The 23974-nt window shown below is 68.2% G+C and carries 20 protein-coding genes and 2 pseudogenes; 18 read left to right on the forward strand and 4 right to left on the reverse strand.

What is annotated here, in order from left to right:
* Nucleotides 1-68: 68 nt before the first annotated feature.
* Nucleotides 69-884 carry a hypothetical protein gene (locus tag HFP15_RS31720; RefSeq protein WP_168520468.1) on the reverse strand — a complete coding sequence of 272 codons (816 nt, stop codon included), beginning with the start codon at nucleotides 882-884 and terminating at the stop codon, nucleotides 69-71.
* 3 nt (nucleotides 885-887) lie between these two features.
* On the reverse strand, nucleotides 888-1364 hold the full coding sequence (locus HFP15_RS31725; protein ID WP_312871852.1) for an MmpS family transport accessory protein: 477 nt from the start codon (nucleotides 1362-1364) through the stop codon (nucleotides 888-890).
* Between the two features lie 579 nt (nucleotides 1365-1943).
* Between HFP15_RS31725 and HFP15_RS31730 the strand changes: the two genes are divergently transcribed.
* The 17 genes and pseudogenes from HFP15_RS31730 to HFP15_RS31805 form a co-directional block, all read left to right on the forward strand.
* Nucleotides 1944-2567, forward strand: a complete 624-nt coding sequence (locus HFP15_RS31730; RefSeq protein WP_168520469.1) for a YcnI family copper-binding membrane protein — start codon at nucleotides 1944-1946, stop codon at nucleotides 2565-2567.
* A gap of 12 nt (nucleotides 2568-2579) precedes the next feature.
* Nucleotides 2580-4343 (forward strand): copper resistance CopC/CopD family protein, encoded by a 1764-nt coding sequence (locus HFP15_RS31735; RefSeq protein WP_246272212.1) that lies wholly within the window; start codon nucleotides 2580-2582, stop codon nucleotides 4341-4343.
* A 7-nt stretch (nucleotides 4344-4350) separates the two neighbouring features.
* The gene (locus HFP15_RS31740) at nucleotides 4351-5091 is read left to right on the forward strand and encodes a helix-turn-helix domain-containing protein (protein ID WP_246272213.1); all 741 of its coding nucleotides are present in this window, start codon (nucleotides 4351-4353) and stop codon (nucleotides 5089-5091) included.
* A gap of 304 nt (nucleotides 5092-5395) precedes the next feature.
* Entirely contained in the window at nucleotides 5396-6226 is an 831-nt protein-coding gene (locus tag HFP15_RS31745) for a hypothetical protein (protein ID WP_168520470.1), read from the forward strand.
* 295 nt (nucleotides 6227-6521) lie between these two features.
* Nucleotides 6522-8807, forward strand: a complete 2286-nt coding sequence (locus tag HFP15_RS31750; RefSeq protein WP_312871853.1) for a copper oxidase — start codon at nucleotides 6522-6524, stop codon at nucleotides 8805-8807.
* A gap of 109 nt (nucleotides 8808-8916) precedes the next feature.
* Nucleotides 8917-9666: a DUF1775 domain-containing protein gene (locus HFP15_RS31755; protein WP_168520472.1), complete on the forward strand. Its 750-nt coding sequence runs from the start codon at nucleotides 8917-8919 to the stop codon at nucleotides 9664-9666.
* Nucleotides 9663-10910, forward strand: a complete 1248-nt coding sequence (locus tag HFP15_RS31760; RefSeq protein WP_168520473.1) for a copper resistance CopC family protein — start codon at nucleotides 9663-9665, stop codon at nucleotides 10908-10910. The genes HFP15_RS31755 and HFP15_RS31760 overlap by 4 nt, the downstream gene beginning before the upstream one ends.
* 30 nt (nucleotides 10911-10940) lie before the next feature.
* Nucleotides 10941-12347 carry a PepSY-associated TM helix domain-containing protein gene (locus HFP15_RS31765; RefSeq protein ID WP_210718137.1) on the forward strand — a complete coding sequence of 469 codons (1407 nt, stop codon included), beginning with the start codon at nucleotides 10941-10943 and terminating at the stop codon, nucleotides 12345-12347.
* Nucleotides 12337-13191, forward strand: coding sequence for a helix-turn-helix domain-containing protein (locus tag HFP15_RS31770; RefSeq protein WP_312871854.1), 855 nt, complete (start codon nucleotides 12337-12339; stop codon nucleotides 13189-13191). The genes HFP15_RS31765 and HFP15_RS31770 overlap by 11 nt, the downstream gene beginning before the upstream one ends.
* A 196-nt stretch (nucleotides 13192-13387) precedes the next feature.
* Nucleotides 13388-14359 (forward strand): PDR/VanB family oxidoreductase, encoded by a 972-nt coding sequence (locus HFP15_RS31775; RefSeq protein ID WP_168520474.1) that lies wholly within the window; start codon nucleotides 13388-13390, stop codon nucleotides 14357-14359.
* 135 nt (nucleotides 14360-14494) lie between these two features.
* Nucleotides 14495-15298: an enoyl-CoA hydratase-related protein gene (locus HFP15_RS31780; protein WP_312871855.1), complete on the forward strand. Its 804-nt coding sequence runs from the start codon at nucleotides 14495-14497 to the stop codon at nucleotides 15296-15298.
* 2 nt (nucleotides 15299-15300) lie between these two features.
* Nucleotides 15301-16446 (forward strand): acyl-CoA dehydrogenase family protein, encoded by a 1146-nt coding sequence (locus HFP15_RS31785; RefSeq protein ID WP_168520475.1) that lies wholly within the window; start codon nucleotides 15301-15303, stop codon nucleotides 16444-16446.
* A 13-nt stretch (nucleotides 16447-16459) separates the two neighbouring features.
* The gene (locus HFP15_RS31790) at nucleotides 16460-17200 is read left to right on the forward strand and encodes an SDR family NAD(P)-dependent oxidoreductase (protein ID WP_168520476.1); all 741 of its coding nucleotides are present in this window, start codon (nucleotides 16460-16462) and stop codon (nucleotides 17198-17200) included.
* 13 nt (nucleotides 17201-17213) lie between these two features.
* Nucleotides 17214-18827 carry a cyclohexanecarboxylate-CoA ligase gene (locus HFP15_RS31795; RefSeq protein WP_168520477.1) on the forward strand — a complete coding sequence of 538 codons (1614 nt, stop codon included), beginning with the start codon at nucleotides 17214-17216 and terminating at the stop codon, nucleotides 18825-18827.
* Between the two features lie 59 nt (nucleotides 18828-18886).
* Nucleotides 18887-19243: pseudogene (locus tag HFP15_RS44015) on the forward strand (acyl-CoA dehydrogenase family protein); the annotation flags it as partial.
* Nucleotides 19244-19322: 79 nt separating this feature from the next.
* Nucleotides 19323-19823 carry an acyl-CoA dehydrogenase family protein gene (locus tag HFP15_RS44020; RefSeq protein WP_312871856.1) on the forward strand — a complete coding sequence of 167 codons (501 nt, stop codon included), beginning with the start codon at nucleotides 19323-19325 and terminating at the stop codon, nucleotides 19821-19823.
* A gap of 56 nt (nucleotides 19824-19879) precedes the next feature.
* Nucleotides 19880-20682, forward strand: a pseudogene (locus tag HFP15_RS31805) (acyl-CoA dehydrogenase family protein); the annotation flags it as partial.
* Between the two features lie 22 nt (nucleotides 20683-20704).
* Here the strand turns inward: HFP15_RS31805 and HFP15_RS31810 are convergent.
* Both HFP15_RS31810 and HFP15_RS31815 read right to left on the reverse strand, forming a co-directional pair.
* Entirely contained in the window at nucleotides 20705-21556 is an 852-nt protein-coding gene (locus HFP15_RS31810) for an SDR family NAD(P)-dependent oxidoreductase (RefSeq protein ID WP_168520478.1), read from the reverse strand.
* A gap of 8 nt (nucleotides 21557-21564) precedes the next feature.
* Nucleotides 21565-22371 (reverse strand): IclR family transcriptional regulator, encoded by an 807-nt coding sequence (locus tag HFP15_RS31815; protein ID WP_168520479.1) that lies wholly within the window; start codon nucleotides 22369-22371, stop codon nucleotides 21565-21567.
* A gap of 127 nt (nucleotides 22372-22498) precedes the next feature.
* Here HFP15_RS31815 and HFP15_RS31820 point away from each other — a divergent pair, with 127 nt between their 5' ends.
* Nucleotides 22499-23818 (forward strand): MFS transporter, encoded by a 1320-nt coding sequence (locus HFP15_RS31820; protein ID WP_168520480.1) that lies wholly within the window; start codon nucleotides 22499-22501, stop codon nucleotides 23816-23818.
* Nucleotides 23819-23974: the final 156 nt, after the last annotated feature.

Consider the following 23974-nt stretch of genomic DNA (forward strand, 5'->3'; position numbering starts at 1 on the left):
GCTTTCAAAGCTCTTCCTCAGCCAATCGCTCGTCCCCGCGTTTACGCTGGCATCGCCCTGAAATGCGGTCAGGGCACTACGGTGGGATCCAGCGGACGGGCGGAACGTCCGCTGGATCGCACCCCGGCGGCGGGTCTGCGCAATGCCCAGACCCGGCCGAGCTGAACGCCCACGAGCAGGTTCAGCAGCCCGGCGAGGAGCAGCACCCCGGTGTGGCTGCCGGGCTCACCCTCCGGTTGCCCGACGCTCGCGGGCACGCTGGCCACGGCCAGCGGCATGAGATCGCGGCCCTCTGCGGAAGGTTCGGCACCTCCCGCCGGTGGCGTGGCCGCGCCCGGCCGCGGTCCGGGTTCCGCCGGCGCCTGCGGCGGTAGCACGGTCACCCCTGCGGTCGGCTGCGGTGCGGGCTGCACCGCCGGAGGCTCGGGTACGGCCGGTTTCGTGGACTTGGCAGGGAAGGTGGCCGTCCCGGCTCCGCTCGCGACGCGCGGCGTGATCGCGATTCCACAGGTCATCGCCAGCCGTGCACGCAGCGGCGCGGTGAGGGCGTCGAGCACCGGCGACAACACGGGCAGGTTCGCCAGCCGGGCCAGCACCGCATCCGCTATCGCCGGACCGGAAATTCCGGACGGCGACGCGGACAGCGGAATCGGCGGCTGAGCCGCCCAGACCGACCGGAACACCGGCGTGAGCACGTCGAGCGGGTCGAGCGGGCCGAGCAGATCGGTGATCGGCTCGAGCACGGCGAGCGGATTGAGCGCGATCGGAGACCCGGCGGGCACGGTCGCGACGCAGCTGTCGACGACCTGCTGCTCGTCCGCGAGGGCCGGCGGCGCGCCGAGCACACCGAACACGAGCACGAGGACCGCGACCGACCAGCGCATGGCTTACTCCGCGCCCGGCCGGATGACCGCGGAACACGACACCGACGACCAGTCGCGCATGGCTTGCGACCGCTGCGCCACTTTGCCGTCGACCGTGACCGAGCACGACAACGGGGCGTCGGGATCCGGCCGCGACGCCGACACCTGCACGACCCCGAGCCCCGGTCCCACCTCGACCGGCAGCTCGACCCGCCACGGCAGGCGGGTGCGGGTCACGGTCTCGACACCGCGCGCACCGTCGATCACGTACCTGATCTCGGACGCGGAGGTCCCGGTCACCTCGTAGACCACTTGGTGGCTGGTGCGCTTGCCTTCCTGCTCGGCGACCGGGGTGGTGCCGGTGAGCAGCTGCACCGCGGTCACCGTGCCCGCCGCGACGATGGCGACCCCGAGCACCCACGGCATCCACCACGTACGCACCGCCAACCGGTACACAGTGGACGGATGCGGCTCCTTCGTATGGGGCTGGGGTGCCTTCACCGCCGCTCGCTTTCTTGGTTTCTTCTCAGGTACTCGGCCCGCGGATGTGCGAATCTCATACCTGTCGCGGTGCGCAATGGTGGCATGTTCGCTCCATTCCGCGCCAGCCTCGGCGTGCGGCATCCGCCGGTCGTGGTTCACGTGCCCGAAACATGGGGCGGTATGCCCGTTTTCGCAGGTCGCTCGTGGTGGCCCCGGCGAACCAGGCAGGTGTCCGCCCTGAAAACGCATGACCGGCCGTTAAATGTCAGCGCGGGCAAATAGGTGACAGTGCACTGTCGATTGTGTACAGGTAACCCGATGGCGGGTTGTAACACCTTTGCCTGACCTCGCACTTCACCCGTACTTTCGGCCAATCGGCCTAAGCACACAAACACAACAAAGCAGGACCCCTTGTCATTAGGGGGTAACGAGCGCGTAGCTTGCCCGACACAAGCTGGAGCACCATTGGCCAGACCGCGGTTCCGCCACCGCGGTCGCATCGCGAAAGGGTCAACTCCAGAAAGGACACTTATGCGCGCACCGCATTTGCGACGCATGGTTTCGTCCCGGCTCGTCGTGGCAGGTGCGTTGGGGATCGTGGCAACGCTCGCCGTACCGCCCGCCGCGTTCGCACACATCTCCATCACGCCCGGAACGGTCGAGACCGGAGCGCCGGCCGTGTTCTCCTTCCACGTTCCGAACGAAAACGACACCGCCTCGACGGTACGACTCGAAGTGGTGTTCCCCACCGACCAGCCGCTGTCCGCGGCGACACCGCAGGCCGTGCCCGGCTGGCGCATCACCGTCCGCAAGCTGCCACTCGACAAGCCCATGCAGACCTCGACCGGCATGTCCGGCCAGCAGGTGCAGTCGATCGTGTGGGAGGGCGGCCAGATCCCTCCCGACACGTACGCGGAGTTCCCGGTGCGGGTGAACGCGATGCCCGACAAGCCGGGTGCGCTCGCGTTCAAAACGCTCCAGACCTATTCGGACGGAACGGTTTCACGCTGGATCGACGCCACTGAACCGGGGAAGCCGGAGCCGGAGCACCCGGCGCCGACGGTCACCGTATCGGCAGCCGTGCCGGCGGCGGCCGAGGAGTCCACTTCGGACACCACCGCGATCGCGCTCGGCGGTGCCGGACTCGGGGCCGGCGTGATCGCGCTCGCCGTCGCGCTGTGGGCGAGGCTCACACCGCGACGCGAGAAGGGGCTGCGGTAGAGGGGGCCGGCGTTGTCACGACACAAACGTTGGGCCCGGCGGCTGGCCGCGGTGCTCGGCCTGGCCGCGATCGCACTGGTCTCGGTCCCCGGCACGGCCTCCGCGCACGCGGTCCTGCTGTCCACCACACCCAACGGATTCCAGCTGCTGGACTCGGCCCCGAGTGAGGTGACCATGCGGTTCAGCGAGTCCATCGACGTGTCGCTGGCCGAGGTCAGGCTCATCGGCCCGGGCGGCACGAACGTCGACGGGGTGTCGAAACCGGCCCATGCCGCCGCAGCGCCCGACACGATCGCGGCGACCCTGCCGGCGAACCTGGCCAAGGGCACCTACACCGTGACCTACCGCGTGACCTCGGCGGACTCCCATCCCGTGGAGGGCGCGTTCGCGTTCAGCGTCGGGACGGTCACGGGTGGAGTCGCCGAGAACAGTCGGCCCGCGAGCGCCGGTGCCGGGGTGTCGCTGCTCTACGGCCTCGCACGATGGCTCGCCTACGCCGCGCTCGCGCTGATGATCGGCACCGCGTTCTTCGCGGCGGTGTGCTGGCCGGGCGGCGAGTCCTCGACGGGCATCCGCCGGATCCTGTGGGCCGGATGGGCGACATTGCTCGGCGCGACGCTGGCGTCGCTCGCCCTCTACGGCCCGTCGGTGGCGGGCGGATCGCCGCTCGATCCGGCGCTGCTGGGCGCGACGCTGGGTAGCCGGATCGGCGTGGTGCTTCTCGTCCGGCTCATGGTGCTGGGGCTGCTCGCGGTCGCGATGGTGCGGTTGCGGCGAATCGTGCCGTTCACCGCGCACAGCCCGGCCGACCTGCGCCGTCGCGCGGCGATCGTGCTCGGCATCGGTGTCGCGCTCGTGGTCACGTGGGGTCTCGCCAACCACAGCGCCGCCGGTTCCGGTGCGCTGCTCGCCCTGCCCGTCGACGCGATCCACCTGCTCGCGATGGCGATCTGGCTCGGCGGACTGCCCGTGCTGCTCGGCGTGCTGCTGCGCTCCGGTGACGTGCCGGGCATGCGTGCCGCGGTGCCGGTGTTCTCGCAGATCGCGCTGATCTGCGTGCTCGTCCTCGTCGTGACCGGTACCTACCAGGCATGGCGGGAGGTCGGCACGCCCGCCGCGCTGTTCGGCACGAGCTACGGGCTCGTCCTCGCGGCGAAGGTGGGCATGGTCGTCGTGCTCGTCGTGCTGGGCGCCTACGCGCGCAAATGGGTCCAGCGGCACTACGCGTTCGAAATCGTCACCGTCTCGGACAAGCGCAGAGCCAAGCGGGGCCCGGAAAAGCAGGAGATCGGCCGGTTCCGCCGGATGGTCGCGGTCGAGGTCGTGGTGGCCGCGGCGGTACTCGGCGCGACCGCGTCCCTCGTCAACGCCGAGCCTGCCGCCGCCGAACTCGCCAGGATCCGCGAGGAGGCCGCGATCCCGCAGCGAAGCGGACCGGTCAACACGGTGCTGCCGTTCGACGCCGGTGGCGGCCCCGCGGGCACCGGCAAGCTGGCGGTGCTGGTCACCCCGGGCAAGGTCGGGCGCAACGAGGTGCACCTCGCGGCACTGGACTCCAACGGCAGACCGAAGCAGGTCGCCGAACTACGAGCCGAACTCAGCCTGCCGTCGCGTGGCATCGGGCCGCTGCCCGTTGACATGCGGTTCCTCGGCGGGGACCACGCGATCGGCACCAACGCGCCGATCACGATGCCGGGCATGTGGGAGCTGTCCGTGACCGTCCGTACGTCCGAAATCGACCAGGCCGTCCTCCGCGTGCCGGTCGGAGCACGGTGAACCCGAGATGGGGGCGACCATGGACCTCGATCAACCACTGGGCAGTGCCGGCGCACGCAGCCTGCCCGCCGACGCACTGGAAAGGCTTCGCCGGCAGGCGGTTTCCGCTGTCGAGTCCGGTATGCCGCAATCACACGTCGCGCGCTTGTTCGGCGTGTCAAGGAAAACGGTCGGCAACTGGATGCGTGCCTACCAGGCCAACGGCGAGCTGGCGTTCCGGCCACGGCGGCGCGGCCGCCGGGCCGGTGAGCAGCTCGCGCTTTCGGCCACGCAACAGGCATGGATCGTCAAGACCATCGCGTGCGGCCCACCCGACGACGCCGGCCTGCCGAGTCTACTGTGGACACGCAAGGCGCTGACCGAGCTGATCCGGCGGGAGTTCGGCATTTCGCTGACCGGTGGCACGATCGACCAGTACCTCGCGCGGTGGGACGTGACGAACCGGACGGGCCCGCTGGCGCACCCGGACGACTGCGAGCCGGACACGCTGCAGGTGGCGTGGACGCACCCGCGGGACGCGACCGGGGTCGAGCGCATGCACGCGCTCATCGCGGTCAACCATCGCGGCCTGATGTTCTTCGTCGCGAGCGAACATCCCTTCACACAGGCACAACTCGGCGATTTCCGGAAACGGCTCGGCGTAGCGCTCGGCCATGACGTGCGCGTGCGGATACGCTCCTGGCCCGCCCCGCACGCGGAACTGCTCGCGCGCTGGCGGCTGTCGGATGCCGCGATCATGTTGCGCTGAGTTACGCCCGCGTGAAACTTCTCCTCCTGCGGCCGATCGAGGCGGTGATAAACGTGGCACCACCCGGCTCCTGGTCGGACAAATACGTTACAGCGCAACGGACGCTGTGCTGGGCGGATGTGTGACCCATTTGGATTCGTGGCGGGCCGAGACTGCCGTGAAACCAAGGCGTGCAAGCAATTTCGGGTGACTGGTCATGGTGGCGAGCTGCTGTCACCATGGCTGTTGCCGACCTTCGTCCACGGTGGCACATCGCACGGCCGCGTACCTGAGATATGGCCAAGAATTCGAAAGGCACAAGCACATGCGATCCCGACGCCTTCTCGCCGCAGGCACGCTGACGTTCTTTTGTGTGCTCAGCGCGCCACCGGTGGCGACCGCGGCCGATTCCGGCCCGGTCATCGCCGGAAGCTGCTCGGCCACGGTGACGGGAAAGCCGGGACAACAGGTGATGCTCGATCCGGCTTCGGTCGAGCAACCGATCACCGGTGTGCTCGCGGGACTGGATCCGCTCGGCGTGCTGACCGGATCCTTCGGTGCGGCCTGGCGCGCGGCGGGCCCGATTCCGGTCGGCACGGTCGGTACGGGCGATTCGGAAATCGGCGGCAGCCAGGTCGCCGGCGCCGTCACCGGCAGGCTGAACGAGATCCCCGTTGTGGGGCCGGTGCTGAAACCGCTCGTGCCCGGCGTGACCGATCTTCTCGGCTCGTTGTGCGGATTGCTCGTACGGGCCGAAAAACCGGTCGCACCACCTGCCGGATCACCGACGGCGCCCCCTCCGTCGAGTGCACCGGCGGACCCCACCACATCGCCGTCGGGCAGTGGCCGGATCGCCGACGGTGGTGACGCTTCGGAAGGCCAGGGCGCGGTGTTCGGCGAGCGGCTGTCCGATCTGCTGGCCAGTGGTGCGGCGTTCAGCCTGAACACCGCGGGCGTACCGGGAACCGGCCTCGACGGTGCCGCGCGCGCCCCACAGCAGTCCTCACTGGTCAACCCGGCCGTGCAGACCGGGGACGCGCGGGCGCTGCCCAATGCCCAGCGTCAGCTTTCCGCGCCCATTCTGCTGGCGGTGGTGCTGCTCGCGGTCGTGAGTGCGCAACTCGTGCGCCGGTGGGCGCTCGGAACAAAGGTCTGAGCGAACCATTTCCCATTTCCGTCGAAATTAAATACTTCGCACTGTACGAACCCTCGTGGAAGTATTTAACAAGGCCGCTCACCAGGTGTTTTTCTCTACATTTTTTCACGTATCCGGGGTAATGTGACCGGGTCGTTTTTACATCTGGTTTACGTTCCAAAACGCGGCAATGCGGACACATCATGATTTACTTTTTTGTGCCCGTGGATCCACGGATACAGAAAGGAATCGCATGCCTGAAGAAACTCCTCCGGGAGGCAGGCGGAGGCGACGACGCCTCAAAACGGTGGTGTCAGTGGCCGTCGTCGCGGTCGGTGCCTCGACGGTGGCCGCGTTGCCGGCGGCCAACGCCCTTCCGGTCGGGATCGGCCCTGTGCCGATCACGTTCGAACTCAACGACAGCAACGGGAACTGGTTCGACTCGGGCCTGAACCTCTTCGGTGGCCGGTCACTCGCGGTCGCCGAGCTGCCGAGGCTGGGAACGTCCGCTTTGGACGGAAACATCATCCCGAGCCTGCCCGCGGGCACGCTCGGGCTTGGTGGGCTCAACGCCCAGCAGTCGGGTGGTCTGCTCAACCTCGACCTCGTCAACTCGCTGACCGGGCTCGTCACCGACGTGACGAAGCCCGCGCCGGCGCTGGGGTCGCTCACGGGTGGTCTGGCCGACCTGCTGAACCTGGACAGCACGCTGGCCGCGGTGAAGAACATCGCCGCGACCCAGCCGAAGGCCGCCGCTTCGGCAGCCAAGGCCGAAGGGCTGCTGGGCCAGTTCCAGGCTCAGGTGGCGAGCCTGCCCGCCGACGCCCCGATCAACCTGAACGATCTCCCGGTCGGACTGGACCTGCAACGGGCCCTGAACGACCTGGCGACGTTCGCGATCAAGGGCCCGGCGGTGACGGCGGACTTCAAGATCGCGTCGCCGAACAACCAGTCGCTGCACGACATCACGTCGCTGATCCGTCCGGAGGGCGCCCCGTTCTTCGAGCAGATGGGCGCGTTCGCCGGTGAGGACTCCACTCAGCTCACCGAACCCGGACTGTACGCGTGGACCTGCACGATCCACCCGTACATGCTCGGTGCGACCGTCGTGGACGATCCGCTCACCATCGGCCTGGACTTCGGCAAGAACCTCCAGGTCACGTCGCGGAACCTGACCGTTCCCTCGACCGCGGACGTCATCCAGCAGCTGGTGCGGATCTTCTTCACCGCGACCGTGCCGGACAACTGGCAGAAATACAGCACCACGTCGGCCTCGCAGTGGAACCCCGTGTTCCCGCCCGCGCCGATCCTGCAGTACGACCAGAACGGCAACCCCGTTCTGATCCCGCTGCTGGATGCCTACTACGACAGGAAGTTCGGCTACCCCAAGAATCTGGACCAGCTGAGCCCGCCGAAGACACCCGGTGTGGGCGAAGTCTGGATCGACACCCAGATGGAGGAGTACTCGAGCAAGGACTACGTCGGTGCTGCCACGAAGGTCAACGTGGAGAACTGGACCGTCGATCGCAAGATCTCCGGTTCGAGCATCAACATGAACAATCCGCACAACATGTGGACCGACCAGGACTACAAGTACCTGTACCAGACGGAATGGTTCGACGACGAGCTGTCCGTGTTCGACCGGAACACAGGTGCCCACGTCCGCACGATCGATGTCGGGCCTGATCCATCGCACGTGATGACCAGAACCGACACCGACCAGGTGCAGGTGGCCATCAACGGTGGTACCGACGTCGTGGAGCTCTCACCGGGTGCCACGAAGATCGACCGGCGGCTACCGGTCGGGCCACCGGGCGCGAACCAGGCGCCACAGCATCCGCACGCGTTCTGGCTGACCGCCGACGGCAAGACCACCTTGACGCCGAACGTCAACCCGTACGACGCGACAGTGCTGGACAACGAAACCGGGACGTGGAAGAAGGAACCGACCGGCGAACTGCCGATCGCGACCGGAGCCATGTCCGACCAGTCGAAGTTCTACATGGCCGACTTCCTCGGCGGGAGCATCTCGTGTGTCTCACTGGGACAGGACGCGTGCGTCAACCCCAGCGGTCAGAAGGTGCACAACTCGAGCATCGACCTCTGGGAGAACTACGACCCGGTCGCCGGGCGCAACGGCACCAAGCCGTGGGGTGGTCTGACCATCCAGCTGCCCGTCAGCCCCGACGACAAGGCACTGCTGGCCGCGAACACCTTCAGCGCCACGGTCTCGGTCATCAACCCGAAGACCGACAAGATCGTCAAGGAGCTGCCGTGCAACGCCGGCTGTCACGGCATCAACTTCGGTGCCAAGAAGGGCGGCGGGTACTACGCCTACGTGTCGAACAAGTTCTCCAACGCCGCACAGGTGATCGACATCGACCCGAACAACGACGGTGACATCTCCGATGCCGCCATCGTGGGTCAGCTGGTGCTCGCGCCGACCGCGGACACCAAGATGGACGGTTCACTCAGTGGGCAGCCCGGTATGGGTGGCCAGGGTGTGCTGCCGATTCCGCTTGTCTACAACGGATGGTCGCAGAAGGTTCCGGAGCCGTGGCGGTCGAAGCTGACCGCGCAGCAACTGAACCCGATCGGTTGAACTGATTCCGCAGCAGCTCAACCGTAAACACTCCGTCACCCACTAGAACACCGCGGCCAGGGGCTCACCTTGGCCGAGCCCCTGGCCGCGGCTTCCCCCGGAGACCCCAATGTCCTTTCCCCGCACCCTCGTCACCTTCCTCCTCGCCCTGCTGGCGCTGCTCGCCTTCGCCTCGCCCGCACAGGCCAAAGTGTCCATTGTGCCCGGTGCCGCGCGTGGCGGAGACACTGCGACGTTCGCCTTCCGCCTGGCCAACCAGCAGACCGCGACCAACAGCACCCGGCTGGAAATCGTCATCCCGCAGGACAAGAACATCGCGTTCGCCGAGGTCGCCCCCGTCCGGGGCTGGACCGCGAACATCACCGCACGGCCGCTCGCGCAACCGATGCGCTCCGGTGACAAGACGATCACCGAGGTGGTCGACTCGATCGTGCTCCAAGGCGGATCCGTCGGACCCGGCCAGTTCGAGCAGTTCCTCATCACGCTGGGCCCGCTGCCCGCGGAGGGCATGCTGAGCTTCGAGGCCACGCAGACCTATGCGGGCGGCCGCGTCGAGAAGTGGACCGGCGCCAACGCGCCGAGCATCTCGCTGACCCCGGCCGGCGCCGCCGACGCGCCGCCGGTGATCGCGGATTCGAACAATGGTAACGACTCCGGCGAACCCGAAGTCGCCGCCGCGGGTCGTGCCGGGAGCGGCAGCGAGGGCAGCGGTTTCCCGGCGCTCGCGCTGATGTGGGGTGCGCTCGGGCTCGCGATCCTCATCGTCGCGGTCGTCGGAATTCGCGCTCGCCTTCGCGCGCAACAGCCGCCCGCGCCCGAGGCCGAAGACGAAGAGGTGTCGGAGGTGCTGCGGAAATGACGACTCTCGAGCGACGCCCGCGGGCGAAACCGGCCGGGCCCCGCGCCCGGCGGTTCGCGGCGTTCGCGCTGCTGGTGCTGGCTTGCTGGGGCACGTTGCTCGCGATCGCAGCGCCACCGTCTTCGGATCTTCCCGTGCTGCGCACCACCTCGCCCGGCGTCGATTCCACCGCGCGGCCGGACAACCTGGTGCTGACGTTCGACCGCCCCGTCAGCGCGAATCTGGCGACGGTCCGGCTGACCGACCCCTACCACCGTCCGATCGATCCGGACCGCCCGGTGCACGCGAACGGCCGCGCCGAGACCATCTCGGTGCCGCTGCCGAAGCAGAAATACGCGGGTACCTATTCGGTCGCGTGGAGCGTGCCCGCGGGTGCGGATGTGGCGGCGAACGGCACGTTCACCTTCGACCTGGCCTCGCGCAGCCCGGTGCAGGACGCACCCGTCCTGCCCGCTCGTCCCTCCGTCGTGGTGACCGTCGCGCACGGGATCGCTCAGTTCGGCGCGCTGGCCGCGGCGGCGGTGCTGGCGGGCGCGGCGTTGCTGGCGGTGTTCCGTCCGGTCGGTGAGGGTCCGATGCGGCGCGTGGCGACGTACGCGTGGTTCGCGGCGATCGGCCTGACCACGGCCGCATTCCTGACTTTCGGCCCCTACACGGCGAAGCTGCCGCTGACCGAAGCCTTCAAAACCCTGGCGGGCACGATGGATTCCGGCGCGGGCGCGGTGTTGCTCGCCCGGCTCGCCGTGCTCGCGCTCGGCGGGCTCGCGGTCGCACAGTTGATGACCGCGGGAGCGGCGGCGACGGCGCGTGAGCGCTGGGCGCGTGCGGCGACCGTGGCCGGATGCGCCGGTGCGCTCGCGGTCACCTGGGTCTTCGTCGCGCCCATCGGCGGCCCCGCGCGGCACACGCAGGCCGCGCCGGTCCGGCTGATGTTCGACACCGGCGCCGACAAGGGTTTGCTCGATCTCGCCGTCACGCCAGGCAAGATCGGCGACAACGAGGTTCACGTCTCCGTGCTCGACACCAAGGACGTCGCCAAGGACGGGCTCGGCGTGACCGTCGCGTTCCACCCGCCCGACGCGGCGGTGCCCGCCGTTCCGGTTCCGCTGGCCCGCGCGGGAACCGGCTACTCCACGGGTTCGGTACGGCTTCCCGGACCGGGGCAGTGGGAGCTGGAGCTGACCGTCGAATCCGCGGGCGGCAAGCGAGAAACCATCTACGGCGTCGTCGACGTTCCAGCCTGACCGACGCCCGTGCACGTCGAGGAGTCCACTTTGTCCACCCCCAGTACTGGTGAGCAGACCCGGCCGAGCAGAGCCAAACCGAGGCGGGCCAAGGCAGGCGGGATGCTCGCGGTGCGCCTGCTCGCCCGGCGGCTGCACTTCATGGCCGGGATCGTCGTCGCGCCCTTCCTGCTGGTACTCGCACTGACGGGGCTCGTGTACGTGTTCAGCCCCCAGATCCACGACAGCCTGTACCACTCGGCGCTGTACGTGAACGGCCACCAGGGCAAACCGCACCCGGTGTCCGAGCAGGTCGCGGCGGCGCTGGCCGCGCATCCGGAAGGCTCGGTGCGCCAGGTCATCCCCCCGCCGACGCCGGAGCGGACCACGCGCGTGGTGATGTCGGTGCCCGGTTTGCAGAAGTCCGGTTACGGGATGCAGGAGCGGACCGTCTTCGTCGACCCGTACACCGATTTCATCAGCAGCGAATTGACCACAGTGGACAGCAAACTGCCCGCCAACACGTGGCTACGGGATCTGCACGCGGACTTCCATCTGGGCGAGGTCGGCAGGGTGTACGCCGAACTCGGCGCGAGCTGGCTGCCGCTGATCATCATCGGCGGGCTGGTGCTGTGGCTCGCGCAGCCGAAGCGGCGAAAACGCGTCACTGCCAAGGAACTGCTACTTCCGTCGGTCAGCGGCGCCAAGGACGGCTGGGGCAGGTTGCGCGGCGTGCACGGGCCGCTCGGGCTGTGGCTGGCGATCGGGATGCTGCTGCTCGCCCTTTCCGGCCTGCTGATGTCACAGTTCGCAGGCGGCAGGGCGGATCGCTCGATCGATCCGCTGCGCCTGCACGCCCCCACGCTCACGGCGGCGCCGGTGCCCGTGCCGCCCGGCACCGCGCCGATCGGGATCGACGAAGCGCTCGCCGTCGCGCGGAGCGCGGGCCTGGACGGGGAACTCGTCGTGACGCAGCCGGCGAAGCCGGGCGCGGTGTACACGGTGCGGGAGACCTCCCTCGGCCTGCCCATGCACCGGGACGAGGTCGCGATCAACCCCTACACCTCCGCCGTGACCGAAAAGATCGGCTGGCACGACTACTCGGTGCCGGCGAAGGTGAGCGCGCTGGCCACCGAGTTCCACACCGGCACGTTGTTCGGGCTCGCCAATCAAATCGTGCTGACCGTGATCGCCGTCGGGCTGATCGCGCTGATACTGCTGGGGTATCGAATGTGGTGGATCAAGAATCCGTACAAGAGCACATGGTCGGCCGTACCACCGGTGTCATGGCGGCAGCTGTCGTCACTGCCGTTGGCGCTGGCGCTGATCGTCGTCGCGGCACTCGCCTGGTTCATGCCGGTGTTCGGCGCGAGCCTGCTGGTGTTCGTCCTCGCCGACGCGCTGATCAACCTGATCAGGCGCAGGCGCCGGCCCATCCCGACTCCCCGTGCGCGCTGACATGGCGACCCGCGACGCGCGCAGCCTGCCCCCGGACGCGTTGGAAGCCCTGCGCCGCAGGGCCGTCGCGGCGGTCGAGTCCGGGGCTTCACAGACCGAGGTGGCCCGGCTGTTCGGGGTGTCGAGGAAGACCGTCGGGGTCTGGGTCTCGGCCTACCAGCGCATGGGCGAGGAGTCGTTCCGGCCCAAACGCCGGGGCAGGCGGCCGGGCGAGCAGATGGCGCTTTCCCCGGCCCAGCAGGCCTGGATCGTGCGGACCATTGTGGACGGTACGCCGGACCGGCTCGGCATGCCGCACCGGTTGTGGACCGGACAGGCGATCGTCGAACTGGTCAACCGCGAGTTCCGGATCCTGCTCAGCCCCGCGACCGTCTCGAAGTACCTGCTGCGGTGGGGACTGATCGAGGAGCGGCGGCTGCTGGACAACCGGCGGGGAGCCGGCACCGTGCCGGTGCCCCGCCGCGGAATGCGTGGGGTCAGCGGCAACGAGTGGATAGCGAACGCGGAAATCCTGTGGCTGGCCTGGACCCGGCCGCACGCGCCGCTGCATCCGCAGCGCGGTCCGGTCGCCGGCAGGCAGAATCTCATGTCGGGTTTCCGCGACTACTTCGGCGATGTCAACGTGCTCGTCGCGATGTCGAATCGCGGCGTGGTCTTCTTCCAGGCCAAACGAGGACCCTTCGACGCGAAACAGGTGACGGAGTTCCTGGAACGGTTGATGGCACAGCTGGGCAAGGGACTCAACGTGATCATCTGCGGCTGGCCGTTGCAGTACTACGGTCTGGTGCGGACGTGGCCGCAGCGTTACCCGAACCGGGTGTCGGTGCGCTTCACCCTCACGTAGGATTCCACTGCGGCGAACAGGGGTGCCTCGTGCTGCGGTCAGTGTGTAGTATTTGCACTAGGACTTGAATGAGTCGCTTTCACCATGCTAGCCGCACGTGGTGAGAGTTCTGATACGGCGATTTGACATCCCCGCCACGCGAATTTCCCTCCCGGCCGTTTGACTTTTGGGGAAGGACGCGAAGAGTGGGAGTGTCATGAGTCTGAACACCCTTCCCAAAACCGAGCTCGACCTCGAGGTTCTGTTGGCGCGTAAGGAGGTCGTCGCCGATGGCGTGGTCCGGCTGACGCTGCGCCACCCCGAGGGCGAGCCGTTGCCGCCGTGGGAACCGGGCGCGCATCTGGACCTCGTGCTGCGACCGGATGTCGTGCGGCAGTACTCGCTGTGCGGGGACCCGGGTGACCGGTCGGTGCTGCAGGTCGCCGTGTTGCGGCAGCCCGAAGGGCGAGGCGGATCGCAGCTGGTGCACGACGAGCTCTCCGATGGGGACCGGCTCCGCATCCGCGGGCCGAGGAACCACTTCGGATTCGTGAAGTCGAAGCGCTACCTGTTCATCGCGGGCGGGATCGGCATCACCCCGATCATGCCGATGATCGCCGCGGCCGACGCGCGCGGCGCCGACTGGCGGCTCATCTACGGCGGCCGGACCAGCACGTCGATGGCGTTCCGTGACGAACTGGCGCAGAAGTACGGCGACCGGGTGACGGCCTGGCCCCAGGATGAACACGGGCTGATGGACCTGCAGGCGCTGCTCGGCAAACCGCAGAAGCGCACCGCGGTGTACTGCTGTGGCCCGGAGCGGCTGCTGACCGCCGTCCAGGAGCTGTGCCGGTTCTGGCCGTCGGGAGCGCTGCACTTCGAGCGTTTCACGCCGAAGCAGGGGGCCGACAGCGGCGAGCGGACCGAGTTCGAGGTCGAGCTGGCGCAGTCGGGTCTCACGCTGACCGTGCCGGAGGACAGGTCGATCCTGCAGGTCGTCGAGGACGCGGGCGTACCGGTGCTGTCCTCGTGCCAGGAGGGCACCTGCGGCACGTGCGAGACATCCGTGCTGGACGGCGTTGTGGACCATCGCGACTCCCTGCTCTCCGACGACGAGCAGGCCGCGAACGACACCATGATGATCTGCGTTTCCCGAGCGTGTGGTCGTCGCCTGGTGCTCGACCTTTAGCCGTCCCCGCCGCCTTCGAAGAGGCCGTGACCGCGCAGTGCGGTCACGGCCTCTTCTTTTACCTCAAAATCAACTATTGACCCATGAGTCAAAGTTTGCCATCGTGGTCACACCCGATCGACGAAGGAGACGACCGTGGTGGGTCAGGACTACGAGGACATCCGTTACGAGATCGACGGGCCGGCGGCGATCATCACGATCAACCGGCCCGAGCGCTACAACGCCTTCCGGGGCAAAACGGTCGAGGAGCTGATCAAGGCCTTCCGCGCCGCCTGGGCGGACAAGCAGGTGCAGGCCGTGATCCTCACCGGCGCCGGCGAAAAGGCGTTCTGCTCCGGCGGCGACGTCAAGCAACGCGCGGAGACCGGGGACTACGGCCCGACCGAGAGCGGCATGTTCGAGATCGGCTACCTGCACAAGCTGATCCGCGACATTCCCAAGCCCGTGATCGCCGCGGTCAACGGCATCGCGGTCGGCGGCGGGCACGTGCTGCACGTGCTCTGCGACGTCACGATCGCCAGCGAGACCGCCCGCTTCGGCCAGGCCGGCCCGAAGGTCGGCTCGTTCGACGCCGGTTTCGGCACCGCCTACCTCGCCCGCGTTGTCGGTGAGAAGAAGGCACGCGAGATCTGGTTCTGGTGCAGGCAGTACGACGCGGCCGAGGCGGAGCGCATGGGGCTGGTCAACACCGTCGTGCCCGCCGGTGAGCTGCTCAAGACCGCCAAGGACTGGGCCCGCGAGGTCGCCGAGAAGAGCCCGACCGCGATCCGCTTCTGCAAGCAGTCCTTCAACGCCGACACCGACCACCAGGCCGGACTGTCCAATCTGGCCATGTCCGCGCTCGACCTGTTCACCGCCTCACCCGAGGGGCTGGAGGGCGCGACCGCGTTCGCCGAGAAGCGCAAGCCCGATTTCAACGCGCACGTGAACTGGCACTGATCATGGACTTCACCTTCTCCGACGACGAAGAGGCCTACCGCCAGGAACTGCGGCGGTTCGCAGGCAAGGTGCTCGCGCCGCACTACCAGTCCGATGACAAGGCGGCCAAGCTCCGGCCGGAACTCGTGACCGAGATGGCGGGCATGGGGCTGACCGGGCTGCGCATCCCGGAACGCCACGGCGGCCAGGAAGCCAGCGCCGCGATCGCGGGAATGGCCGCCGAGGAGGTAGCGCGCGGCGACTTCAACGCCAGCTACCTGATCATCGTCAGTGCGCTGGTCAGCGACATCCTCACCCGCAACGCGACCGAGGACCAGCAGGCGGCCTGGCTGCCGCCGATCGCGTCCGGCGAGGTCGTGCCCGCGTTCTGCATCACCGAACCCGAGCACGGCACCGACGCCGCGAAGCTGGAGATGAAGGCCGAACGCGACGGCGACGGCTGGCGGCTGACGGGCGAGAAGACGTCCATCACGCTGGGCGCCGCCGCGGATGCCGCGCTCGTGCTCGCCCGCACCGGTAGCCCCGGTGCACGCGGGGTAAGCGCTTTCTGGGTCGACCTCGATGAGCGTTACGTCTCGCGCGCCGCCTTCGACGACCTCGGCAGCCGCGCGATCGGCCGGGCCTCGCTGCACTTCGACGGCCTGCCCGTGCCGCACGACCGGATGGTCGGCGGCGAGGGCGAGGGGTTCGTGTCCGTCATGCAAGGCTTCGACTACTCCCGCGCGATCATCGGCCTGGCTTGTCTCGGCGCGGCACAGGTTTCGCTCGACGAGACGTTGCAGTGGGCGCGGGACCGGGTCGCGTTCGGCAACCCGATCGGCAAGTTCCAGGGCGTGTCGTTCCCGCTCGCGGAGTACGCGACCTACCTGCGTGGCGCCCGGCATGTCTGTTACGAGGCGTTGTGGCGCAAGGACAGCGGCCTCGAGCACAGCACGGAGGCCGCGATGGCCAAGTTCTGGGCGCCGAAGCTGGCGGCCGAGGTCATCCACCAGTGCCTGCTGACCTTCGGGCACCTCGCCTACTCCAGCGAGAGCCCGATCGGGCAGCGGCTGCGCGACGTGATCGGCCTGGAAATCGGGGACGGCACCGCACAGGTATCCAAGCTCGTCATCGCCCGCAACTTGCTCGGCCGGGCCTACGCACCGTGAAAGGACTCCCGACATGGGCAAGCTGACCGACAAGATCGTCATCGTCACCGGTGCCGGCCAGGGCATCGGCCGCGGCATCGCGGAGAAGCTGGCAGCCGAGGGCGCGACCGTTGTCGTCACTGACATCAACGAGACCACCGCCAAGGAAACGGCGAACGAGATCGGCGGCATCGGCATCCACACCGACGTCACCTCCCGCGAGTCGGTGAACGCCATGGTCGAGGACGTGAAAAGCCGGTTCGGCCGGATCGACGCACTGGTCAACAACGCGGGCTGGGATAAGGCGGGTCCGTTCGTGGACTCCGATCCCGCCGACTGGGACCGCGTCGTGCAGATCAACCTCTACGGCGTGCTCAACACCTGCCGCACGGTGCTGCGGATCATGGCCGAACAGGGTTTCGGCTCGGTGGTCAACATCGCGTCGGACGCAGGCAGGGTCGGTTCCTCCGGTGAGGCCGTGTACTCGGCGGCCAAGGGCGGTGTCATCGCCTTCACCAAGTCGATCGCCCGCGAGATGGCGCGCAGCCAGGTCAACGCGAACGCGGTCTGTCCCGGCCCCGCGGACACCGCGTTGTTCGCCTCGATCGGCGGCGACAACCCGAAACTGCGAGAGGCGCTGACCAGGGCGATCCCGTTCCGTCGGCTCGCGCAGCCGAGCGACCTCGCGAACGTGGTCGCGTTCCTCGCCTCGGACGAGGCGAACTACGTCACCGGCCAGACCGTCAGCGTCAGCGGCGGTCTCACCATGAGCTGACCGGAGTCCTCCCATGTCCTTCGCGACGATCCTCAACGATGAGCAGATCGAAGCCCACACCCGCGCCGGGTACTGGGTCAACCGCACCATCACCGACCATCTCGACGACGTGGCGGCCGCGACACCGGACAAGACGGCGTTCATCGACTCCCGCCGCCGCGTCACCTACGCGCAGCTCAAAGCAGAGGTCGACCGCTGCGCGCTCGGGCTGCTGGAACTCGGCGTCCGCTCCGGCGACGTCGTGTCCTTCCAGCTGCCCAACTGGATCGAATGGATCGTGGTGCACTACGCGGCCACCAGGATCGGGGCGATCAGCAACCCGCTCATCCCGATCTACCGCGAGCGCGAAGTCGGGTTCATGGTGGAGCTGGCGCGGTCGAAGGTCATCGTGGTGCCCGAGACCTTCCGCGGGTTCGACTATCCGGCCATGATCGAGAAGCTGCGTCCCGGGTGGCCGCAGCTGGAGCACGTGCTGGTGGTCGGCTCGTCCTGGGATTCCTTCGCCGCGACCCCGTGGGAGCAGCGGCGCGACGCCGGCGAACTGGCCGCGCTGCGGCCCGATCCCAACGACGTCACGTTGCTGATCTTCACCTCGGGCACCACGGGTGAGCCGAAAGGCGTGATGCACACGCACAACACCGCGATCGCGGCGAACAACCCGCTGCCCGAGCGGCTGGGCATCACCGCCGACAGCGTGATCCACATGGCCTCGACGCTGGCGCATCTCACCGGATTCCTCTACGGGGCAAGGCTTCCGGTCCAGAACGGGGCGACGTGCGTGCTGCAGGACGTGTGGGACGCGCGCCGGTTCGTCGCACTGGTCGCCGAGTACGGCATCACCTACACCTCGGCGGCCACCCCGTTCCTGCACGACCTGCTGGCCGCACCGAATCTCGGCGAGTACGACCTGTCGTCGCTGCGGCGGTTCTGCTGCATGGGCGCGCCGATTCCGCGCGCGATCGTCCGTGAGGCGCGGCGGAAGCTGCCCGGCATGGTGGTACTCGGCGGCTGGGGCCAGAGCGAGAACGGCCTTGTCGCGCTGGGCATCCCGGGCGATCCGGACGACAAGCTCATCGACACCGACGGCTATCCGTGGCCGGGCATGCGGATTCGCGTCGTGAACTCCGCAGGCGTCGAGCAGCCGCCTGGTACCGAAGGACGTCTTCAGGTCACCGGGCCGTTCCTGTTCGTCGGCTACGCCGAGCGGCTGGAGATGACGAGGTCCTCTTTCGACGGTGACTGGTTCGACACCGGTGACCTCGCCAGCATCGACGCCGACGGCTACCTGCGCATCGCGGGCCGGACCAAGGACGTGATCATCCGCGGCGGCGAGAACATCCCGGTCGCCTACATCGAGAACGTGCTTTACGAACACCCGGACATCGACGCGGTGGCCGTGGTCGCGATTCCCGATCCGCGGTTGCAGGAGCGCGCCTGTGCGTGCGTCGTGCTCAAGCCGGGCACCGACCCGCTGGATTTCGAGAAGATGCAGGGCTTTCTCGCGGAGAAGGGCGTCGCGAAACAGTACTGGCCCGAACGGCTGGAAGTGCTCGACGAACTGCCCCGCACCGCCAGCGGCAAGATCCAGAAGTTCCAGCTCCGGGCGCGCGTGGGAGGGCAGGCATGATCCTGACGGACGAATAACGGAAGTTCCGCGAGTACGCGAGGGACTTCCTCGACAACGAGGTGATAGCGCATCGCGCCGAGTGGGATCGGGCGGAATCCGTTGACACGGCGGTGATTCCGAAACTCGGGGAGATGGGCGTTTTCGGGCTCACCATTCCCGAGGAGTACGGCGGTCTCGGTGGCGACTACCTGACCTACTGCGTCGGCATGGAGGAGCTCGGGCGCGCCGATTCGGCCGTGCGCGGCATCGTTTCGGTGGGGCTGGTGGGCAAGGTGATCCTGTCGCACGGCACCGAGGAGCAGAAGCGGCATTGGCTGCCCCGCATCGCGACCGGCGAGGTGCTCGCATGCTTCGGCCTGACCGAACCGGACACCGGTTCCGACGCGGGCAATCTCAAGACCCGCGCGGTACGGCAGGGTGACGAGTATGTCCTCAATGGACAAAAGATGTTCATCACGAACGCGACGTGGGCGGGGCGGGCCGGGTCCCAAAGGGGTGTCGGCGTTTCTCCTGCTCGGCGAGGAGGGGCAGGGCTTTTCGATCGCGATGCACTCGCTGGACAAAGGCCGCGTCTCGGTGGGTGCGGGTTGCGCCGGCATCATCATGGGCTGCCTCGAAACCGTCGTGGACTACGCGACGCAACGGCAGCAGTTCGGCCGCCCGCCGGCCTCGTTCCAGCTGATCCAGGACATGATCGCGGACATCTCGGTGGACCTGGACGCGGCGCGGCTGCTCGTGTATCGCGCCGCCGACCTGATCGAGCGCGGTGAGCCCTTCGGGGTCGAGGCGTCGAAGGTGAAGTACTACGCCAGCGAGGCCGCCGTTCGCGCGGCCAACAGCGCGATCCAGATCTTCGGCGGTTACGGCTACATCGACGAGTATCCCGTGCAGAAATACCTGCGGGACGCCCGCGTGATGACCCTTTACGAGGGCACCAGCCAGATCCAGAAGCTGCTCATCGGCCGTGCCGAGACCGGCGTCAGCGCTCTCCTGTAGAGAAAGGACCATTATGGACACCCCGCTCGGCCTGTTCGGCACCGAGGAACTCATCGCTGGAGGGGTACGGCTGCGCCGGCACGAGTGCGACGGCGTACGGTCTGGCCTGCCTGGAACTCGAGGCGGCCGATTCCGGGCTGCGCAGTCTCGTGTCCGTACAGGGCTCGCTGGCGATGTTCGCGATCTGGCAGTGGGGTTCGGAGGAACAGAAGCAGGAATGGCTGCCGCGCATGGCCGCGGGCGAGGCGATCGGCTGCTTCGGCTTGACCGAACCGGATTTCGGTTCCAACCCTTCCGGCATGCGCACCCACGCCCGCCGCGACGGCGAGGACTGGGTGCTCAACGGCACGAAAATGTGGATCACCAACGGTTCTGTCGCCGACGTGGCCGTGGTGTGGGCGCAGACCGAGGACAAGATCCGCGGTTTCGTCGTACCGGCCGCCACGCCGGGCTTCTCGGCGCCGCACGCGACTGCCTGGAGACGACGATCGGGTACGCGCGTGAGCGGGACATCTTCGGTAAACCGCTGGCCTGCTACCAGGCGACCCAGCTGAAACTCGCGGACATGTCGCTCGAACTCGGCAAGGGCATGCTGCTGGCCCTGCACCTGGGACGGCTCAAGGACGAGCAGCGCCTGCGCCCGGAGCAGGTCAGCCTGGGCAAGCTGAACAACGCGCGAGAGGCACTGTCCATCGCCCGCGAATGCCGGACGTTGCTGGGCGCCAACGGAATCAGCCTCGAGTACCCGGTGCTGCGGCACGCCAACAACCTGGAGTCGGTGCTCACCTACGAAGGCACGTCGGAGGTGCACCAGCTGGTCATCGGCCAGGCACTGACCGGGCACCCGGCGTTTCGCTGAGTCTGTCCGCGACGGAGCCGCGTCACGTCACCGGCGGATTCGCCACCCCGCGGTGAACCGGAAAGGCTTCGGACTCGAAGGCACCGGCGAACGCCGCCGCGATCTCGTCGACCTCCCACGCTTCCCGCAGCAGTACCGGATCCTTCGCGGCGAACTGCCCGACGAGGTACAGCTTGCCGCGCACGTAGCGGACGACCTGGCCGGTGACCCCGGCCGCGCGGTCGCTGAGCAGGTAGGTCACCAGCGGCGCGACACGTTCCGGGGAATCCCCGGGGTCGCTCGGTGCCTTGGGGTCCGCGGCCGCCATCCGCGTCCACGCGACGGGGGCGACCGCGTTGACCCGGATCCCCGCCTCGGCGAGTTCCACCGCCCACGCCACGGTCATCGTCACGACCGCACCCTTGGACGCGGAATAGGCCGAGGCGTTGGGCTGTCCGACAGCGGAGATCGAGGCCGTGTTGACGATGGCCCCGCCGCCCCGCGCCCGCATGATCCGGGCCGCCGCGCCGCCGCAGTACATCGAGCCCAGCACGTTGGTCTCGATCAGCTCCCGCATCCGGCCGGGCTCGTCCTCCCACACCGGCGCCTGATACCGCACCCCGGCGTTGTTGACCAGCCCGTCGAGCGCCCCGAACTCCGTCACGCAGCGATCCATCAGTCCGTTGGCCACCAACGGATCCGCGACCGAGCCGGCACACGCGACCGTGTGTCCGCCCTCGTCGCGGATGATTCCCGCGACGTCCTCGGCGACGTCTTCGTCCACGTCGTTGACGACCACCGCGGCGCCCGCGCGGGCCGCGTGCAGCGCGTAGGCCCGGCCCAGCCCGCGCCCGGCGCCGGTAACGACGATCGCCTTACCCCGCAGTGCGTGCACGATGCCGGTCAGCCGGCCTCGCCGAGATCGGCGGACTGGCCCAACCGCGAGGACAGCGTTGCCGCGGCCTCGCGGACGCCGCTGATGATGCCGAGCAGGCGGCTGCCGCGGAAGTTCACCGCGGGCCCGCCAAGACTGATCGTCGCCTGCAGCTTGCCGCTCTGGCCGAACACCGGCGCCGCGACCGCGCCGACGCCGGCGAGGTAGTCCTCGTCGCTGATCGTGTAGCCCTCGGCGCGGATCTTGTCCAACTGCGCCGTCAGCGCCTCGGCCGTGGTGACCGTGTGGTCGGTGAACCGTTCGAGCGGCTCGGCCAGCCAGCGCTCCCGCACCTCGGGCAGGTAGGCCAGGATCGTCATCGGACCCGCCGCCGCGTGGTAGGGCAGGACCGTTCCGACGCTGATGTGCTTCACGGTCAGCGGACCCGCGCCCTCGAGCAGGTCGATCACCACCGCGCCGCTGTCGCCCGGGATCATCAGGTACGCGGTGTCGCCGAACCGCTCGGCCAGCTCCAGCAGCAGCGGGCGAGCCTCGTCGCGGAGGCTGAACCCGGCGAGTGCGATCGAGCCGAGGCTGAACAGCTTCATCCCGATCTTGTACTCGCCCTCGACGGTTTTGGTCAGCCAGCCCATCCGCACGAGCGTGGCGAGCAGCCGGTGCGTCGTGGTCTTGTTGAGGCCGGTCGCCTCGGCGAGCTCGGTGAGGCCCAGCGACGGGTGCTCCTGGTCGAACGCCTCGAGCAACTGACCCGCCCGCCGGACGGAGTTCACCATGTTCTTCGCGTCGTCTCCGCCCGCGACCGCGCTCGACGCCATGGGCCCCCTCTTTCCGTGGTCTTTCACCATACGGTACACGCTCCATTTCCTGATCCCACTGTTGACCAGGAACAAGCCAGCTCTTACTGTATTTCGGAACAGGGTCCGTAATCCGGAAAGGTGCTCAATGGAGACCACCAGGCTGTCCGCAGGCGCCGCCGCGCCCGCCTTCTCCCCGAGGCTCACTCGCAGGGCCGCGCTCGCCGGTGGCGTGGGCACCCTCATCGAGTACTACGACTTCAGTGTGTACGGCTTCCTCACCGTCACGATCGCGCCGCTGTTCTTCCCGAACTCCAACAGCACGGCCTCGATGCTCTCCGCGCTCGCGGTGTTCGCGTCGGGTTATCTCGTGCGTCCGCTGGGCGGCGTCTTCTTCGGCTGGCTCGGCGACCGCTACGGCAGGCGCGTGCCGCTCGTGGCCACCGTGCTGGGCATGGGCGTGTGCTCGGGGTTGCTCGGCGTGCTGCCGACATTCGCCACCGCCGGCGTGTTCGCGCCGATGCTGCTGGTCGTGCTGCGGCTCGCCGGCGGGTTCTGCGCCGGCGGCGAGATCGGCGGTGCGGCGACCTACATCGCCGAGTCGACCCCGCCCGAGCGGCGCGGGTTCTTCGGCTCGTTCACCCCCTTCGGCTCGACGTTCGGTTTCGCGGTGGCGGCGATGGTCGTCGGCATCGTGTCGAGCGCAGCATCGTCGTCGGCGATGAGCTCGTGGGGCTGGCGCATGCCGTTCCTGCTGTGCCTGCCGCTGGCCGTGCTGTGCCTGTGGGCGCGCGCCCGGCTCGAGGACACGCCGGAGTTCACGCAGAAGATCGCCGACACCGGGCAGGCCAAGCGCTGGCCGCTGATCGAGGTGCTGCGCACGCACCCGCTGTCCGTGCTCCGGGTGATCGGCCTTGCCGTGGCGACGAACGGCACCGGCTACATCGGACTGACCTACGTCAGCGTCTACTTGATCAAGACGCTGCACTTCCCGTCGGGCCAGGTGTACTGGCTGTCCGCGGCGGTGATCGCGCTCGCGTGTGTGACGATGCCGCTGACCGGGTTGCTGTCGGACCGGTTGGGACGCCGGAAAGTGCTGCTGACCGGCCTCATCGCCTACGTCATCGTCGCGTATCCGGTGCTCGCGGTCATGGGCGCCGCGGGGAACCTGTTCGTCATCGGGATCGTCTACGTGGTCTACATGATCCTCAACGGATTCCTGCAGGTGCCCGCGTTCCCGTTGTTCACCGAGCTGTTCCCGGGCAAGATCCGCTACACCGGCGTGGCCCTCGGCTTCAACCTGGGCACGATCCTGGCCGGCGGCACCGCACCGTACGTGGCGACGCTGCTGGTGGAGAAGACCGGTGACCACGAATCGCCGGCATTCTGGGTGATCGGCGTGGCGATCGTCGGCCTGATCAGCCTCATCGGCCTGCGCGAGACGGCCAACAAGCGGCTGCCGCAGTAGCCGCGACGAACAGCGCCCCCGGCGGGAAACTTGGGTTCTAGGAGTCGTCGCAACACCCCAGCGCAAGGGGTGCGATGGATTTCGAGATCCGCAAGGACCGCAGGCCGCAGGGGCGCAACAAGCTCCACAAGGAGCGGGCTGCCTATCTTGATCTTG

Origin of the sequence: Amycolatopsis acididurans, from assembly GCF_012328925.1 — a bacterium.
GTDB classification, from domain to species: Bacteria; Actinomycetota; Actinomycetes; order Mycobacteriales; family Pseudonocardiaceae; genus Amycolatopsis_E; species Amycolatopsis_E acididurans.

Excerpts from the sequence above, each read along its gene's own strand:
- HFP15_RS31815 (WP_168520479.1), bottom strand. The coding sequence starts at position 22,371 with ATGGCGTCGAGCGCGGTCGCGGGCGGAGACGACGCGAAGAACATGGTG.
- HFP15_RS31740 (WP_246272213.1), top strand. The coding sequence starts at position 4,351 with ATGGGGGCGACCATGGACCTCGATCAACCACTGGGCAGTGCCGGCGCA.
- HFP15_RS31745 (WP_168520470.1), top strand. The coding sequence starts at position 5,396 with ATGCGATCCCGACGCCTTCTCGCCGCAGGCACGCTGACGTTCTTTTGT.
- HFP15_RS31790 (WP_168520476.1), top strand. The coding sequence starts at position 16,460 with ATGGGCAAGCTGACCGACAAGATCGTCATCGTCACCGGTGCCGGCCAG.
- HFP15_RS31820 (WP_168520480.1), top strand. The coding sequence starts at position 22,499 with ATGGAGACCACCAGGCTGTCCGCAGGCGCCGCCGCGCCCGCCTTCTCC.
- HFP15_RS31775 (WP_168520474.1), top strand. The coding sequence starts at position 13,388 with ATGAGTCTGAACACCCTTCCCAAAACCGAGCTCGACCTCGAGGTTCTG.
- HFP15_RS31795 (WP_168520477.1), top strand. The coding sequence starts at position 17,214 with ATGTCCTTCGCGACGATCCTCAACGATGAGCAGATCGAAGCCCACACC.
- HFP15_RS31720 (WP_168520468.1), bottom strand. The coding sequence starts at position 884 with ATGCGCTGGTCGGTCGCGGTCCTCGTGCTCGTGTTCGGTGTGCTCGGC.
- HFP15_RS31785 (WP_168520475.1), top strand. The coding sequence starts at position 15,301 with ATGGACTTCACCTTCTCCGACGACGAAGAGGCCTACCGCCAGGAACTG.
- HFP15_RS31760 (WP_168520473.1), top strand. The coding sequence starts at position 9,663 with ATGACGACTCTCGAGCGACGCCCGCGGGCGAAACCGGCCGGGCCCCGC.
- HFP15_RS31755 (WP_168520472.1), top strand. The coding sequence starts at position 8,917 with ATGTCCTTTCCCCGCACCCTCGTCACCTTCCTCCTCGCCCTGCTGGCG.